The sequence below is a fragment of the Kitasatospora sp. NPDC051170 genome, from assembly GCF_044455705.1.
In the GTDB taxonomy this organism is placed as follows: Bacteria; Actinomycetota; Actinomycetes; order Streptomycetales; family Streptomycetaceae; genus Kitasatospora.
Window position 1 is genome coordinate 186866 of the sequence record NZ_JBITFA010000008.1, and the last position, 15665, is coordinate 202530.

The window sequence follows — 15665 nt, forward strand, 5'->3', positions numbered from 1 at the left end:
ACAGCCATGAGCATTCCGGAAGACGCGCAGGAGCCCGCCTTCGTCACCCACCTCAACGGCAGCGGCGGCGCGATCAAGGGCTGGGTCGTCGTCGACTCGCTCGTCGACGGCCTCGCCATGGGCGGGGTGCGGATGACCCCCGGGGTGACCGAGGAGGAGGTCCGGGGCCTCGCCCGGGACATGACCGACAAGTTCACCCTCGCCGGGCTGCGCATCGGCGGCGCCAAGGGCGGCATCGTCTCCGACGGCACCGACCGCGACGAGACCTTCCGCACCTTCGGCCGGACCGTCAAGCCGCTGCTGCACGGCGGCATCCACCTCGGCATCGACATGGGCGTCACCTCCGCCGACCGGGCCGTCTTCTTCGCCGAGGCCGGCTACGACCCGCGCTACCGGCTCGGCGCCCCGGACATCCCGATCGACTGGCGCACCTACTACGAGCCGCTGATCGACGTCACCGGCCACGGCGTCGGCGTCGCCGCCGTCACCGCCCTGGAGGCGCGCGGGCACACCGAGAAGGCCCGGGTCGTGGTGCAGGGCTTCGGCACGGTGGGCCGCTCGGTCGCCAGGTTCCTGGAGGAGCGGGGTCACGTGATCGTGGGCGTCGCCGACATCGGCGGCACGATCAGCGCCGAGCGGCTGCCGGTGGCCGAACTGATCGCCGTCACCGACGAGTTCGGGCGCATCGACCGCTCCCGCCTGCCGCAGGGCGTCACCCTCTCCACCGAGCCGGACGCCTGGCTCGACCTCGACGCCGACCTGCTCGTCCTCGCGGCGCAGAAGTACGCGCTGAGCGCCGAGAACGCCCACCGGCTGCGGGCCGGCCTGGTCGTCGAGGGCGCCAACCTCGGCTCCAGCGCCGCGGCCAAGGAGAAGGTGGCCGCCTCGGGCGCCGCCCTGGTGCCGGGCGTGATCGCCAACATCGGCGGGGCCGCGTCCGCCGCCCTGGCCGTCACCCGGGTCGTCCCCTTCGACCTGGAGGCGGAGGCCCGCAAGGCGTGGGTCTTCGACTGGGTCGGCGACCGCGTGCGGCACAACACCCGGGACCTGCTGGAGATCGCCGCCGGCCGGGCTGGCGACCCGCTGCCCGAACTGCTGGAGGCCCGCCGCAAGGACCGCCTGAAGGACGGATCGTGACCGCCACCGCCATCGGCTCCGAGGAGCGGGCCGCCGAGTACCGCAGCCGTGGCTGGTGGCGCGAGGAGACCTTCCTCGACGACCTCCACCGCCAGGCCCGCGAGCGCCCCCACAAGCTCGCCATCGCCGCCCGCCGCGTCGCCGAGGCGCGCACCGACACCCTGGACTACGCCGAACTCGCCCGCCTCACCGACCGGTTCGCCCTCGCGCTGCTGCGCCTGGGCGTGCGCCGGGGCGACGTGGTCGCCGTCCAGCTGCCCAACCGGTGGGAGATGGTGCCGCTGCTGTTCGCCGGCCTGCGCGTCGGGGCGATCATCTGCCCGATCTCGCCGGTCTGCCCCGAGGAGGAGCTGCGCCACCGCCTCGGCCTCACCGAAGCCCGGGTGGTCGTCACCCTGCCCGAGTGGGACGGCACCCCGCTGGCGCGGATCGTCACCGGCCTGAAGGCCGAACTGCCCTCGCTCGCCCACGTCGCCGTGGTGGACGGCCCGGTGCCCGAGGGCGCGCTCTCCTTCCACGGCCACTTCGTCGCCCCGGCGTACGAAGACACCGACGGGACGGGCGAGTTGGACGGGCTGGCGCTCGGCGCCGACGAGCCGTTCGTGGTGCTGTTCACCTCCGGCACCACCGGCGCGTCCAAGGGCGTCCTGCACAGCCAGAACACCGTGCACTCCGCCGTGCGCGGCTACGTCGACGCCTTCGGCTTCGGCGCGAACGGGGACTGGACGGCCGCCGTCTCCACCCCGCTCGTCCACTACTCCGGCTTCGCCCAGGGCATCCTCGCGGGCGTGCTGCTGGGCGGCACCGTCGCCTTCCAGGACGTGCGCGCCAACGAGGCCCTGCTGGACCTGGTGGAGCGCTACGGCGCCACCCTGCTGTACGGCCCGCCGGCCACCCTCGCCGACGTCGCCGCCTCCCAGCGCGAGCGCAAGCGCGACACCACCAGCCTGCAGCACGTCGTCATCGGCTCGGGGCAGGTCCTCCAGGCGCTCGCCGACGAGGTGCACGAGACCCTCGGCGCGCGCACCTACTCGCTGTGGGGCATGTCGGAGAACGGCCCGGTCACCATGACCCGGCCCGCCGACCCCGAGGACTGGGCCGCCCACAGCAACGGCCGCCCGATCGACGCCATGAGCACTCGCATCGAGGGCCCGGCGGAGGGCCCGGCGGATGGCCCGGCCGAGCGCACGGCCGGCGGCGCCGGGCGCCTCAAGGTGCGCGGCGCCTCCCTCGCCCTCGGCTACTACCGGCGCCAGGAGGTCTTCGACGCCGAGTTCGACGCCGAGGGCTGGTTCGACACCGGGGACCTCGCCCGTGAGGACGGCCGTGGGGGCCTGCGCATCATCGGCCGGGCGCGCGACGCCGTCGTGCGCGGCGGGCTGGTCGCGCCGACGACCGAGCTGGAGGCCGTCATCGGCGGTCACCCCAAGGCCCTGGAGGCGGCGCTGGTCGGCCTGCCCGCCGCAGACGACGGAGGTGACCCGGTGATCCTCGCCGTCGTCGTCCCGCGCGGCGAGCAGGGCGGCCCGACACTGGACGAAGTCCGCGCCCGGGTACGGGAGGCGGGCCACGACGAGCGTTTCCTGCCCGAGCGGGTGGAGCTGCTGCCCGCGCTGCCCAAGACCCTCACCGGCAAGGTCCGCAAGGCCGAGCTGCGCGAGCGGTACGGGGCCCGGAAAGAGAGGGCCTAGGTGAGCACCGTGACCGTCCCCATGTCGGCGACGCTCGCCGCCGACGCCGCCCTGGAGGAGCGGCGCCGCTCCGGGCAGCGCGTCCTGCCCATGACCAGCGGCGAGATCGGCCTGCCGGTCCTGCCCGCGCTGCGCGAACGCCTCGCCGCCGCGGCCGGGGAGAACGCCTACGGTCCGGTGGCCGGCAGCCCCGCCCTGCGCGAGGCCGCCGCCGGGTACTGGAGCCGCCGGGGCCTGGACACCGACCCCGGGCTGGTCGTCGCGGGCCCCGGCAGCAAGTCCCTGCTGTTCGCCGTGCTCCTGGCCGTCGGCGGCGACGCGGTGGTGCCCGTCCCCGGCTGGGTCAGCTACGCCGCCCAGGTGCGCCTCGCCGGGGGCCGCCCGCTGCCGGTGCCGATCCTTCCCGGCCAGGGCGGCGTGCCCGACCCGCACCGGCTGCGCGAGGCGGTCACCGCCGCCCGCGCCGCCGGGCAGGACCCGCGCGCCGTCGTGGTGACCGTCCCGGACAACCCGACCGGGACGGTCGCCTCCCCGGAGGTCGTCCGGGAACTCGCCGAGGCAGCACGCGAGTTGGAGCTGATCATCGTCTCCGACGAGATCTACGGCGACCTCGTCCACGACCCCGCCCACCCGGCCGTCTCCCCGGCCGCGTACGCCCCGGAGCGTACGGTCGTCACCACCGGGCTCACCAAGAACCTCGCCCTGGGCGGCTGGCGCACGGGCGTGGCCCGGCTGCCCGAGGGGCCCGCCGGGCGGGAGCTGCACACCCGGCTGGTCGCCGTCGCCAGCCAGATCTGGTCCAGCCCGCCCGCCCCCGTGCAGACGGCCGCCGCGTACGCCTTCGCCGAACCACCGGAGATCACCGAGCGGATCGCCGCGAGCAGGCGGCTGCACGCGGCCGTGGCCCGGGCGGCGGCCCGTCACCTCACGGCCGTCGGAGCGCTGCTGGCGCCCGTCACCGCCACCTGCTACCTCTACCCGGACTTCGAGCCGCTGCGCGAACGCCTGGCCGGAGCGCACGGCGTCACCGGCGGCGAGGGGATCGTCCGCTTCCTCGTCGAGCGCCACGGCATCGGCGTCCTGCCCGGCAGCGCCTTCGGCGAGCCCGAGCGCGCGCTGCGCATCCGCGCCGCCACCAGCCGGCTGTACGGCGACACCGACGAGCAGCGCCTCGCCGCGCTGGCCGCGCCCGACCCGCTCGCCCTGCCGTGGATCGGCCGCTCCCTCGACCACCTCGGCGAGGCCCTCGCCGACCTCACCCGTCACGCCTGACCGAACCGCACCTGACCGTCCTTCGGAGGATCCCATGTCCCAGTCACTGCCGCCCGTCCTCACCGAAGTCGCCTACCAGGGCGGCCGTTACGTCACCTTCGACCGCCCCGAACCGGGCTCCACGCAGACGCTGTACCGCATCGCCGAAGGCGCCCTGGCCGCCGCGTTCACCACCACCGACGGCTCCGCCGAGGCCGTCCGCGCCGCCGTCACCCGTGGCGCCGATGGAACCGAGGGCGCCGAGACCGTCGTCCTGCCCGCCGGGGATCCGGACGTGCGGCCGCTGGTCCCGCTGCTGCCCGGGGCCTCCGGCTCCGCGCTGCTGAGCGGCTTCATGGGCACCCACCGGAAGAAGTGGGGAGGTGAAAGCGCCCCCGAGGGAGGGGAGTTCGTGCCGCCCCGGTGGTTCTTCAAGGGCTTCGGCGACTGGGCCAAGCTGCCCGGCGAGCCGCTGACCGTCCCCGCCGCGCCCGTCGCCCTCATCGAGGAGCCGGAGATCGCCCTCGTCTTCGTCAACGACGCCGACGGGTACCCGCACTACGCCGGCTACACCTTCGGCAACGACCTGTGCGACATAGGCCTGCACCGCAAGGACCCGGGCTACAACCCGTACTGCAAGCTCTGCGACACCGCCCTCACGCCCACCCTCTTCCTCGGCCCCCCGCCGCGCGTCTTCACCGGCCGGACCACCATCACCCGGGGCGGCGCCACCGCCTGGGAGGGCGCCTTCGAGGCCGGCGGCGACGCGCTCTACTACCGGATCGACGACATGGCCGACCACTTCTTCACCTTCCCGGCCGTACGCCGCCCCGGGCTCGTCAACTACGTACTCCTGGGCGCCGACGAGGCCAGCTTCCACGACGGCTTCCGGATCGAGGACGGAGACACCATCGCCATCGACGTCAAGAGCCACGGCGTCTCCTTCGAGAACACCGTGCGCTACGTCTCCCCGGCCGCCTTCTCCTCCCTCCCCGCCGCATGAGCGCCGCGCCTTCCGGCCGCCGGCAGGTGCACCTCGCCGTGCAGCTGCCCGCCATCCACAACATCACCCTCTGGGCCGACCCGCGCTCGAAGAGCCAGATCGCCTTCGACTCCTTCCGCCACCTCGCGCAGACCGCCGAACGCGGCCTGTTCGACTTCTTCTTCCTCGCCGAGGGCCTGCGCCTGCGCGAGCACAAGGGGGAGATCTACGACCTCGACGTGGTCGGCCGCCCGGACAACCTCGCCCAACTGGCCTCCCTGGCCGCCGTCACCAGCAGGCTCGGACTCGCCGCGACGGTCAACGCCACCTTCAACGAGCCCTACGAACTGGCCCGCCGCCTCGCGACCCTCGACCACCTCAGCGGCGGGCGCGCCGCCTGGAACATCGTCACCAGCTTCGACGCCTTCACCGGCGAGAACTTCCGGCGCGGCGCCTTCCTGGAGGAGCGCGACCGCTACAGCCGCGCGGCCGAGTTCCTGACCACCGCACGGGAGTTGTGGGACAGCTGGGCCGAGGGAGACGTCCTCGCCGACACAGCCTCGGGGGAGTACGTACGACCCGGGGCCGGCCGATTCGCCCACCGGGGGCAGCACTTCGACATCTCCGGCCGCTTCACCACCCCGCGCTCCCCGCAGGGCCACCCGGTCATCATCCAGTCCGGCGACTCCGACGCCGGCCGGGAGTTCGCCGCCGCCGAGGCCGAGGTCATCTTCAGCAAGTACAACCGGCTCGACCAGGCGCGCGCGTTCTACCGCGACGTCAAGGGCCGCCTGGCCGCCCACGGCCGCACCGAGGACCAGCTGAAGATCCTGCCCACGGCCAGCGCGGTGGTCGCCGACACCGACGCCGAGGCCCAGGCCCTCGCCCGCGAGATCACCCGCGCCCAGGTCGGCCCGCAGACCGCCATCGCCCACCTGGAAGCCGTCTGGGGCCGTGACCTGTCCGCCTACGACCCCGACGGCCCGCTCCCCGACATCGACCCCGACGGCGACGCGCAGACCCTCAAGGGCCACTCGATCTTCCGCCGAGACCGCGCCGAGACCGCCCGCCGCTGGCGCGCCCTCGCCGAGGAACGGGGCTTGAGCATCCGGGAGTTGGTCATCGAGGTCGACGGCGCCCAGCAGACCTTCGTCGGCTCCCCGCAGACCGTCGCCGACCAGCTCGACCACTTCGTGCAGACCGGCGGCGCCGACGGCTTCGTCCTCGTCCCGCACCTCACCCCCACGGGCCTCGACGACTTCGTGGACCGCGTCGTGCCGCTCCTCCAGGACAAGGGCGTGCACCGGCGGGAGTACACCGGCACGACCCTGCGCGACCACCTGGGACTGCCGTCCCTCAAGAAGGGAAGCACCCCGTGACCCCGCCCCCGCTCCACCTCGCCGTCGCCCTCGACGGCGCCGGCTGGCACCCGGCCGCCTGGCGGGCCGAAGGCGCCCGGCCCGCGGAACTGCTCACCCCGGCCTACTGGGCCGGCCTCGCCGCCGAGGCCGAACGGGGCCTGCTCGACTTCGTCACCATCGAGGACGCGCTCGGCCTCCAGACCACCGCCTTCCACCGGCCCGACGAGGACACCACGCTGGTCCGCGGCAGCCTGGACGCGGCGCTCATCGCCTCCTACCTCGGCCCGCTGACGTCGAGGATCGGGCTCGTCCCGACCGTCAACGTCACCCACACCGAGCCCTTCCACGTCGCCGTCGGCATCGCCACCCTCGACCACGCCAGCGAGGGCCGCGGCGGCCTGCGCCCCCAGATCGCCTCCCGCGCCGCGGACGCCACCCACTTCGGCCGCCGGACCACGCCCCAGCTCACCGAGGAGGACGTCCGCGACCCCGAGCTCATCGCCCGGCGCCTGCGCCCGCTCTTCGAGGAGGCGGCCGACGCCGTCGAGGCCACCCGGCGGCTGTGGGACAGCTGGGAGGACGACGCGGAGATCCGCGACGCCGCCACCGGCCGGTACGTCGACCGCGACAAGATCCACCACATCGACTTCACCGGCCGCCACTTCTCCGTCCGCGGCCCCTCCATCACCCCGCGCTCCCCCCAGGGCCAGCCCCTGGTGACCAGCCTCGCCCACGCCTCCGTCCCCTACGAGTTCGCGGCCCGCGCCGCCGACCTCGTCTACGTCACCCCGCACTCCCGCACGGGCACCGCCGAGATCCTCGGCCAGGTCGACGCGGCCGTGGCCGCCACCGGCCGGGACACCGAGGCGCAGCCGCTGCTGCGCTTCGCGGAACTCCTGGTGTTCCTCGACGAGACCCCCGGCGCCGCCGCCGCACGCAAGGCCCACCTCGACACCCTCGCCGGCACCGAACTCACCTCCGACGCCGAGATCTTCACCGGCACCCCCACCGAACTCGCCGACCTCCTCCTCGACTGGCGAGAAGCCGGCCTCGACGGCTACCGCCTCCGCCCCGCCACCCTCCCCCACGACCTCCACCAGATCACCCGCGGCCTCGTCCCCGAACTCCAACGCCGCGGCGCCTTCCGCACCGCGTACGACACCACCACCCTCCGCGCCCACCTGGGCCTGCCCCACCCCACCAGCCGCTACGCGGGCAAGGGGTGAGGGCCGCCGACTCCTAGCGGCGGCGGCCGGGCCGACCCGAGGGGGCCCCGGCCGCCTCTTGGGCGGCGCGGTGGAGCCAGGTCAGGTACCAGGTGGGGAAGTCGACGCTCAGGGGTTCCAGGGGGCCGTCGGCGGCGCGGAGGTCGTTCCAGAGGGTGCCGCTGTCGGGGCCGGTGACGGCGAGCCAGGTGAAGTAGCCGCAGCCCTGGTGGCCGAGGCAGACCGCTCCGGCCGTCATCGCTTGGTTCAGGGGCTCCCACTCGTCGTCCCAGGCGCGGTAGGCGGCGCGGTAGGCGTCCTCGTCGGGGAAGTCCTCCTCACGGGGCTCGCGGGTGTCCAGCTCCTCCGTCCAGCGGGCACGCTCGGCCTCCGAGGGGAAGGGCCGCCCCAGCAGGGGGTTGACCTCGCGGGTGTCGCCCAGGGCGACCCAGTGCCACCCCTGGTCGTCGCGGCGCAGCGGGTAGAGGCCGTAGTCCGGCCCGGCGCCGCCCGCGGCGACCTCCAGGAGGAAGCTGCGGTACGCCGGCGGGAAGGACACCCCGAGTTCGGCCTCCGCCTCGGCGACCTCGGCCTCGCTCAGCGGCGGGTCCAGCCGGAAGCCGTGCCCGCCGGCCCCGAACACCTTCGCCGTGCCCGGCGCCTTCCGCAGCGCCAGCACCCGCTCGCGCACCCCCGACCAGTTCATCTGTGGCCCCTCCCGACCTCCGACCTGCCGCGATCGTGCCAACTCGCGGAGCCCGGATCAACTCGAATGCGGCTCCGCCACGAGGGCCGTGCCCGTGCGGGTGCGCAGGTGGACGGCGGTGCGGCCGGTGCGGTGGGTGGTGACGAGGCCGGCGTTGCGGAGGGCGGTGAGGTGCTGGGAGACGGCGCCGGGGGTGACGCCGAGGCGGGTGGCGAGGGTGGGCGTGCTCTGGGGTTCGGCGAGGGCGGTGAGGAGGGTGGCGCGGGTGCGGCCGAGGACGGCGGTGAGGCCCGCGGGGGTGGGCCGGGGTGCCTCCCAGAGGTGGCCGACGCCGGGGGCGGGGTAGCGGATGGAGGCGGCGGTGCGCGGGGAGTGGTCGACGATCACGTCCGGCCAGCCGAAGACGGTGGGCATCACCACCAGGCCGTGCCCGTTGGCTTCGACCGTCCACGCCGCGCCCGAGCGGCGGCGCCCGTGCACCACCAACTCGCCTTCGCGCCAGACCACATCGGCGTGCAGTTGCGCGAACAGCCCCTCCACCCCGCCGTCGAGCAGGGCCAGCGCCCGCCGCCCCAGGTCGGCCTCCAGCACCGCGCGCATCCGCCCCCAGTGCGGGGCCACCAGCCGGTCGTGGCAGCGGGTCAACGCCTCGGAGACCCGCTCCAACAGCAGTTCGGGGCGCGGCAGTCGTGCGGCCCGGGCGGCTCCCAGCGCGGCGGCGCACTCGGCCGCGACGTACGCCGGATCCGCCGCCCGCAGCCCCGCCGCCTCGGCCTCGAAGGCGGGCAGCCGCTCCTCCGGCACGGGGAAGAGGAACGACGGCAGGCAGCCCTCGAGCAGCGCCCGCAGCAGCGGCGTCTCCGGCTCCCCGGCGAGCACCCGTTCCGCCTCGCGCACCCACGGCCGGTGCACCTCGTGCCCGCCCGCCCCGAGGGCCGCCCGCACCCCGAGCACCGTCTCGGCCAGTGGCGACACCGCGAGCCGTACCCGCGCCACCTCGGCCGCCGAGAGCCGGATCTCCACCGCCATGCCTGTCCCGCCCCTGATCGTTTAGCCGTGGCTGAACGGTAGCCGGGCCGGGCGGCCGCCGCCCAGACTCTGCGGCATGGAGTTCATCACCTCGTACGACGGAACCACGCTCGCCTTCCGCACCCACGGCGACGGCCCGCCGCTGCTCTGCCTCCCCGGCGGCCCCGGCCGCGCCGCCGAGTACCTCGGAGACCTCGGAGGCCTGTCCGCCCACCGCACCCTGATCCTGCCCGACACCCGTGGCACGGGCGCCTCCGGCGTGCCCGCCGACCCGGCCACCTACCGGGTCGACCGCCTGGTGGCCGACGTCGAGGCGCTACGCCGCCACCTCGGCCTGGAACGCCTCGACCTGCTCGGCCACTCCGCCGGCGGCAGCCTCGCCATGCTCTACGCCGCCGCCCACCCCGAGCGGCTGCACAGCCTCACCCTCGTCACCCCCTCCTTCGCCGGCGTCGGACTGCCCTCCGACACGGGCGTCGCGCAGGTGATCGCCTCCCGCGCGGCCGAGCCCTGGCACGCCGAGGCCGCCGCCGCGCACCGGCACATGACGACCGCCACCTCCTTCGCCGAGGCCGCGCCGTACCGCCTGGCCTTCGAGCCGCTGATGTACGGCCGCTGGGACGACGCGGCCCGCGCCCACGCCGCCGCCGACCCCGCCCAGCGCGCGCTGCCCGTCAGCGAGCACTACTACCGGGGCTACACGCCCGACACCGGGGACCTGGCCCGCCGCCTGGGCGCCCTGCGCTGCCCGGTGCTGCTCCTCGCGGGCGAGGTCGACCTGTGGCCCACCGCCGCGTCCGCCACCGAGGCCGCGCGGCTCTTCCCCGAGGTGACGCTCGCCGTCCAGCCGGGCGCCGGGCACTACCCGTGGCTGGACGACGCGAAGGCGTTCACGGAGACGGTCGAGGGCTTCCTCGCCACCGCCGGCTGACCGGAGTTGAATGGAATCGACGGGAGTTGACGTGAGTTGACGGCCCGTCGCACTCCCGGGTGAAGGTCGGCGAAACCCCGCCGCCGGGCCCGCCGTCCTGTCTACGCTGCGGGTGCGAAACATCACCTGCCGTCACGGTCAGAACGGTCTGAGGAGAAGGCATGGCATCGACCTGCGGTCCCGAATCCGCGCCCATCGGCGACGTCGGCACGGCGCTGATGGTGATCGACTCCCGGCTCAAGTCCGTCTACGAGGGCAGGGCCGGCTCGGACGCCCGCCAGCAGGCGCTGGTCAGCCAGGTCACCGCCTCCCTCGGCCCCAGCGGGCTCGCGGAGCTGGTGGACGGCACCTGCACGGTGATCTACCTCTACATGACCTGGCTGAAGGCCGCCTGCGAGGACCACGACCGTGACGTCGTCGAGCACGTCGTCCCGGCGCTGGTCGGCACCATGCGGATGATGCCCAGGACCTTCAGCCCGGAGGTCATCCCCACCATGGCGGGCCTCCTCGTCGCCGCCGGCACCGGTCTGAGCCCCAACCTCTGGCGCGCCCAGTACGGGCCCTGGACCCGCGCGGAGATGAACCCGCTGGAGGCCCTCGCCGTGATGACGGCCGAGCACGTCAACCGCGTCGCGGGCGACGACCAGGACTTCGCCACCCGCCTGATCGGCGACGCCCTGGCCAGGATGGACGAGGACTGACCCGTCGGGCCCGCCCGGTGAAACCGGAGACGCCGGGCGGGCCGGGTTTCAGCCGACCTGGCCGGTCGGGCGCACGGTCATGTGGTTGATCGTCACACCGGCGGGCTGGCCGAGGGCGAAGACGATCGTGTCCGCGATCTGCTCGGCGGTCATCACCGGCTGGGTGGACGGGGTGCCGCCGCGCTCGTCCCAGAACGGGGTGTCCACGATCCCGGGGGCGACGACGGTCACGCCGATGCCGTCCTCGGCGACCAGCAGCCGGGTGTTCTCGGCGAGCGCGTGCGCGGCCCACTTGGTGACGGAGTACAGGTTGCCGGGGGTGTTGCGCACCCCGGCGACCGAGCCGAGGATCACGATCCGGCCCTTCGACTCCCGCAGGTGCGGCAGGGTCCGCTGGACCAGCAGGGCCGGGCCGAGGACGTTGGTGAGGACCATGGCGCGCATGTCCTCGGGGGAGTGGCTCTCCAGGTTGCCGGGCAGGGAGAAGCCGGCGTTGGCGATGACGTTGTCCAGCCGGCCCCAGGTCCCCACCACGCGGTGCACGACGGCCGCGACGTCCTCGGCCTCGGCGGTGTCACCGGCGACGGTCAGCAGCCGCTCGCCCGCCCCGGCGGAGGCGGCGAAGACGGCGAGCTTGCCCGCGTCCCGTCCGGTGACGGCCACCCGGTGGCCCTGCTTGAGGAGGGCGCGGGCGGTGGCGGCGCCGATGCCGGTCGAGCCGCCGGTGATCAGGCTGACGGGTTCCATGGGGGCCTCCTCGGTGATCGCGGTCCCGGGGGTCCCGAAACGCCAGCACTATACGCGGGTTGTGATCATCCGCCCCCGGAATTACGGGCGGGGGTTCTCCACCTTCGAGAGCCAGGTGGTGAGCAGCCCCTCGAGCGCCTCGTTCTCGGCGGGCGTCAGCATGCCCAGCAGACGGCGTTCGTTGCGCATGTGGTCGGCGAACGCCTGGTCGATCAGTTCGCGGCCGGGCTGGGTGAGGGCGACGATGCGGCCGCGCTGGTCGTCGTCGGAGCGGCGGCGGGTGACGAGCCCGGCCCGCTCCAGGCGGTCGATGCGCTTGGTCATCGCGCCGGTGGTGACCATCGTGTGCGCGGCGAGCTCGCCGGGTGCGCGCTCGAAGGGCTCCCCGGTGCGGCGCAGCGCGCACAGGACGTCGAACTCGCCCTCGCCGAGGCCGTAGCGGTTGTAGACGAGGCAGAGCTCCTCGGTGAGGTGGTCGGCCAGGCGGTGGAGGCGGCCGATCACGCCGAGGGAGGAGACGTCCAGGTCGGGGCGTTCGCGGTGCCAGTCGGCCTGGATGCGGGCCACGCGGTCGGGGGGTACGCGGTCGGGGGGAGCTGCGTTGTGGGGAGCGGGGTTGTGGGGAACTGCGTTTTGGGGAGCTGCGTCGTCCATGTCTATCAATATAGCTTCCCGAGAAGCTATATTGTCTTCCATGGAAGGCAATAAGGGATGGCTGGCCCTCACCGCCCTCGCCCCGATCGCCTGGGGCGCCAACTACTACGTCACCCACCGGTTCCTGCCGCCCGACACCCCCCTCTACGGCGCCGCCCTGCGCGCCCTGCCCGCCGGTCTCGTCCTGCTGGCCCTGTGCCGGCGGCGGCCGCGCGGGGTGTGGTGGCGGCGCTCCGCCGTGCTCGGGCTGCTCAACGTCGGCGTCTTCTTCGTGCTCGTCTACGCCGCCTCCCAGCTGTTGTCCACGAGCATCGCCTCCACCGTCATGGCCGTCTCCCCGCTGGCGATGATGCTGATCGCCTGGCCCCTGGTCTCCGAGCGGCCCGGCCGCGCGCACCTGGCCGGCGCCGGGATCGGGCTCGGCGGGGTCTGCCTGATGCTGCTCACCGGGGCGGGGGAGGTGAGCGTCCCGGGGGTCCTCGCCGCGGCCGCCGCCATGCTCGTCTCCTCCTTCGGCCACATCCTCACCAAGCGCTGGAACGCCGACGGCACCGACGTGCTCGCCTCCACCGCCTGGCAGCTCACCGCCGGAGGGCTGTTCCTGCTGCCGGTCGCCGCGCTCGTGGAGGGCCCGCCGCCCGCGCTCCCCGCGCCTGCTCTCCTCGCCTTCGGCTACGTCTCCCTGGTCGCGACCGCCCTGGCCTTCGTCGCCTGGTTCACCGGGCTGCGCCACCTGCCCGCGGGCACCGTCGGCCTGGTCGGACTGCTCAACCCCGTCACGGGTGTGCTGCTCGGGACGGTGCTGGCCGGGGAGACGCTGACGCTCCAGCAGCTGTGCGGGTTGGCCCTCGTCCTGGCCGGGGTCGTCCTGGGCCGCCCCACCCGCGCGGGCCGGCCCACCCGCGGCGAAGGCCGCCCGGCCGAACCCCCGCGACGGCGCCGCCTGTCCGGGGCGGGTCAGCGCCCCGGGGCGAGGTAGCGGCGGCCCGGTATCTGCTCGAAGATCAGGTTGGTGCGGGTCTGGGCCACCGCCGGGTGGGTGGTGAGGTGGTCGACGACGAAGTCGCGCAGCGCCTCGGGGCCGGCGACGCCGACGTGCAGCAGGTAGTCGTCCGAGCCGGCCATGTGGAAGACGGCGAGGACGCCGGGCAGGTCGGGGGCGGTGCTGCGGAAGCTCTCGTTCTGCTCCCGGGTGTGGGCGCGCAGGCGGACGGAGATCATCGCCTGGAGCGGCAGCCCGATCGCGGCCGGGTCCAGCTCGGCGCGGAAGCCGCGGATGATGCCGCGCTCCTGGAGCGCCCGTACCCGGGCCAGGCAGGTGGACGGGGCGATGCCGACGGCGGCCGCGAGGGCGTTGTTGGGCAGGCGGGCGTTGTCGGCCAGGGTGCGGACGATCGCCCGGTCCACCTCGTCGAGCGGTGAGTCGACCGGTGCCCGGCGGGCCTGTGGATTGTTCGGCATGCCCGCCAGGATCCCAGCCCGTTCCGCAGATTCGCAAACCTGATCGAGCTCAGGCCGAATGTTCTTCGGACGGTCTTCCGTACAGCACTCGAAAGTTCCATTCTTACGGGCGTTCCCCCACCGCCGTCCTCCGGAGCGTCCCGTCCATGAGCCCGACCGCCTCCCCGTTCGCCGCGACCGCCGTCGACCCCGGCCCGGAACTGGACGGCGGCGACTTCGCCCTCCCCGAGGGCGGCCTGGACGACGACCGCCGGCTGCACGCGCTCGACGCCGTGGACGAGTACCTGACCCGCAAGCGCAGGCACCTGGTCGGCTACCAGGCCACCCAGGACATGCAGGGCACCGCGCTCGACCTCGCGCGGTTCCTGCCGAACAACATCAACAACCTCGGCGACCCGTTCCAGGCCGGCGGCTACAAGCCCAACACCAAGGTCGTCGAGCGGGCCGTCCTCGACTACTACGCCCGCCTCTGGCACGCCGAGCGCCCCCACGACCCGGCGGACCCGGAGTCCTACTGGGGCTACATGCTGTCCATGGGTTCCACCGAGGGCAACATGTACGCCCTGTGGAACGCCCGCGACTACCTCAGCGGCAAGGCGCTGATCAAGCCGCCCGCCGCGCCCTTCGACGCCGTGCGCTACGTCAAGGCCGACCCGGACCGGCACAACCCCCACGCGCACCACCCCGTCGCCTTCTACTCCGAGGACACCCACTACTCCTTCGCCAAGGCCGTCGCCGTCCTGGGCGTGGAGACCTTCCACGCCGTCGGCCAGGAGCTGTACCCCGACGAGAGCCCCCTGACCGACCCGGTCACGGGCCTGCGCGCCTGGCCCACCGAGGTGCCCTCCCGCCCCGGCCCGTCCGGTCTCTCCTGGGACGGCACCGGCGAGATCGACGTCGACGCCCTCGCCGTGCTGGTCGAGTTCTTCGCCGCCAAGGGCCACCCGGTCTTCGTCAACCTCAACCTCGGCAGCACCTTCAAGGGCGCCCACGACGACGTCCGCGCGGTCTGCGAGCGGCTGCTGCCGATCTTCGAGCGGCACGGCCTGGTCGAGCGCGAGGTCGTCTACGGCCGCTGCTCGCAGACCGGCCGCCCGCTGGTCGACGTGCGCCGCGGCTTCTGGATCCACGTGGACGGGGCGCTCGGCGCCGGGTACGCGCCGTTCCTGCGGCTGGCCTCCGAGGACCCGCAGGCGTACGGCTGGACGCCGGAGGTCGCGCCGCCCGAGTTCGACTTCGGCCTGCGGCTGCCGACCGCCGAGCACGGCGAGGTGGACATGGTCTCCTCGATCGCGATGAGCGGCCACAAGTGGGCGGGCGCGCCCTGGCCGTGCGGCATCTACATGACCAAGGTCAAGTACCAGATCTCCCCGCCCTCCCAGCCCGACTACATCGGCGCCCCCGACACCACCTTCGCCGGCTCCCGCAACGGGTTCTCCCCGCTGATCCTCTGGGACCACCTCTCCCGCCACTCCTACCGCGACCAGGTCCACCGCATCCGCGAGGCCCAGGAGCTCGCCGCCTACCTGGAGCGGCGCCTGACGGAGATGGAGGGCGAGCTCGGCGTCGAGCTCTGGCCCGCCCGCACCCCGGGCGCCGTCACCGTCCGGTTCCGCAAGCCGAGCCCGGAGCTGGTGGCCAAGTGGTCGCTGTCCTCCCAGGACGTGGTGATGGTCCCGGGCGACGAGACCACCCGCCGCACCTACGTGCACGTGTTCGTGATGCCCTCCGTCGACCGGGCGAAGCTGGACGCCCTCCTCGACGAACTCGCCGAGGACCCGGCGATCCTGGGCCGGTAACCCTGACGGC

The 15665-nt window shown here is 74.1% G+C and carries 15 protein-coding genes; 10 read left to right on the forward strand and 5 right to left on the reverse strand.

The window, feature by feature from the left end:
• The first annotated feature begins 6 nt into the window (after positions 1 to 6).
• Genes ACIBCA_RS18800 through ACIBCA_RS18825 form a run of 6 tightly spaced genes read left to right on the forward strand, consistent with a single transcriptional unit; the run spans position 7 to position 7648 of the window.
• Complete coding sequence (locus ACIBCA_RS18800; RefSeq protein WP_396284018.1) at positions 7 to 1137, forward strand: Glu/Leu/Phe/Val dehydrogenase dimerization domain-containing protein; 1131 nt, start codon at positions 7 to 9, stop codon at positions 1135 to 1137.
• Complete coding sequence (locus ACIBCA_RS18805) at positions 1134 to 2828, forward strand: AMP-binding protein (RefSeq protein WP_396284019.1); 1695 nt, start codon at positions 1134 to 1136, stop codon at positions 2826 to 2828. The genes ACIBCA_RS18800 and ACIBCA_RS18805 overlap by 4 nt, the downstream gene beginning before the upstream one ends.
• A 21-nt stretch (positions 2829 to 2849) precedes the next feature.
• Positions 2850 to 4100, forward strand: a complete 1251-nt coding sequence (locus ACIBCA_RS18810; RefSeq protein WP_396284147.1) for a pyridoxal phosphate-dependent aminotransferase — start codon at positions 2850 to 2852, stop codon at positions 4098 to 4100.
• 34 nt (positions 4101 to 4134) lie between these two features.
• A complete protein-coding gene (locus tag ACIBCA_RS18815; RefSeq protein ID WP_396284020.1) occupies positions 4135 to 5082 on the forward strand; it encodes a fumarylacetoacetate (FAA) hydrolase in 948 nt (315 codons plus the stop codon).
• Positions 5079 to 6440: an NtaA/DmoA family FMN-dependent monooxygenase gene (locus tag ACIBCA_RS18820; RefSeq protein ID WP_396284021.1), complete on the forward strand. Its 1362-nt coding sequence runs from the start codon at positions 5079 to 5081 to the stop codon at positions 6438 to 6440. The genes ACIBCA_RS18815 and ACIBCA_RS18820 overlap by 4 nt, the downstream gene beginning before the upstream one ends.
• A complete protein-coding gene (locus ACIBCA_RS18825) occupies positions 6437 to 7648 on the forward strand; it encodes an LLM class flavin-dependent oxidoreductase (protein ID WP_396284022.1) in 1212 nt (403 codons plus the stop codon). The genes ACIBCA_RS18820 and ACIBCA_RS18825 overlap by 4 nt, the downstream gene beginning before the upstream one ends.
• A gap of 13 nt (positions 7649 to 7661) precedes the next feature.
• Here the strand turns inward: ACIBCA_RS18825 and ACIBCA_RS18830 are convergent, their stop codons facing one another.
• Together ACIBCA_RS18830 and ACIBCA_RS18835 are read right to left on the reverse strand one after the other, a co-directional pair.
• Positions 7662 to 8333: an SMI1/KNR4 family protein gene (locus tag ACIBCA_RS18830; protein ID WP_396284023.1), complete on the reverse strand. Its 672-nt coding sequence runs from the start codon at positions 8331 to 8333 to the stop codon at positions 7662 to 7664.
• A 57-nt stretch (positions 8334 to 8390) separates the two neighbouring features.
• The gene (locus ACIBCA_RS18835; RefSeq protein ID WP_396284024.1) at positions 8391 to 9362 is read right to left on the reverse strand and encodes a winged helix-turn-helix domain-containing protein; all 972 of its coding nucleotides are present in this window, start codon (positions 9360 to 9362) and stop codon (positions 8391 to 8393) included.
• A gap of 76 nt (positions 9363 to 9438) precedes the next feature.
• Here ACIBCA_RS18835 and ACIBCA_RS18840 point away from each other — a divergent pair, with 76 nt between their 5' ends.
• Complete coding sequence (locus tag ACIBCA_RS18840; protein ID WP_396284025.1) at positions 9439 to 10293, forward strand: alpha/beta fold hydrolase; 855 nt, start codon at positions 9439 to 9441, stop codon at positions 10291 to 10293.
• A gap of 161 nt (positions 10294 to 10454) precedes the next feature.
• Positions 10455 to 10994, forward strand: coding sequence for a hypothetical protein (locus ACIBCA_RS18845; protein WP_396284026.1), 540 nt, complete (start codon positions 10455 to 10457; stop codon positions 10992 to 10994).
• 48 nt (positions 10995 to 11042) lie between these two features.
• Here the strand turns inward: ACIBCA_RS18845 and ACIBCA_RS18850 are convergent, their stop codons facing one another.
• Positions 11043 to 11741, reverse strand: a complete 699-nt coding sequence (locus ACIBCA_RS18850; protein WP_396284027.1) for an SDR family oxidoreductase — start codon at positions 11739 to 11741, stop codon at positions 11043 to 11045.
• An 81-nt stretch (positions 11742 to 11822) separates the two neighbouring features.
• The gene (locus ACIBCA_RS18855) at positions 11823 to 12308 is read right to left on the reverse strand and encodes a MarR family winged helix-turn-helix transcriptional regulator (protein ID WP_396284028.1); all 486 of its coding nucleotides are present in this window, start codon (positions 12306 to 12308) and stop codon (positions 11823 to 11825) included.
• 127 nt (positions 12309 to 12435) lie between these two features.
• Between ACIBCA_RS18855 and ACIBCA_RS18860 the strand changes: the two genes are divergently transcribed.
• Positions 12436 to 13374, forward strand: coding sequence for an EamA family transporter (locus tag ACIBCA_RS18860; protein ID WP_396284029.1), 939 nt, complete (start codon positions 12436 to 12438; stop codon positions 13372 to 13374).
• On the opposite strand, the gene ACIBCA_RS18865 is transcribed toward ACIBCA_RS18860, so the two are convergent.
• Positions 13353 to 13856, reverse strand: coding sequence for an Lrp/AsnC family transcriptional regulator (locus ACIBCA_RS18865; RefSeq protein WP_396284030.1), 504 nt, complete (start codon positions 13854 to 13856; stop codon positions 13353 to 13355). The two genes, ACIBCA_RS18860 and ACIBCA_RS18865, sit on opposite strands and share 22 nt — an antisense overlap.
• 146 nt (positions 13857 to 14002) lie before the next feature.
• On the opposite strand from ACIBCA_RS18865, the gene ACIBCA_RS18870 reads away from it, so the two are divergent.
• A complete protein-coding gene (locus ACIBCA_RS18870) occupies positions 14003 to 15655 on the forward strand; it encodes a histidine decarboxylase (protein ID WP_396284031.1) in 1653 nt (550 codons plus the stop codon).
• The last annotated feature ends 10 nt before the right edge of the window (positions 15656 to 15665 follow it).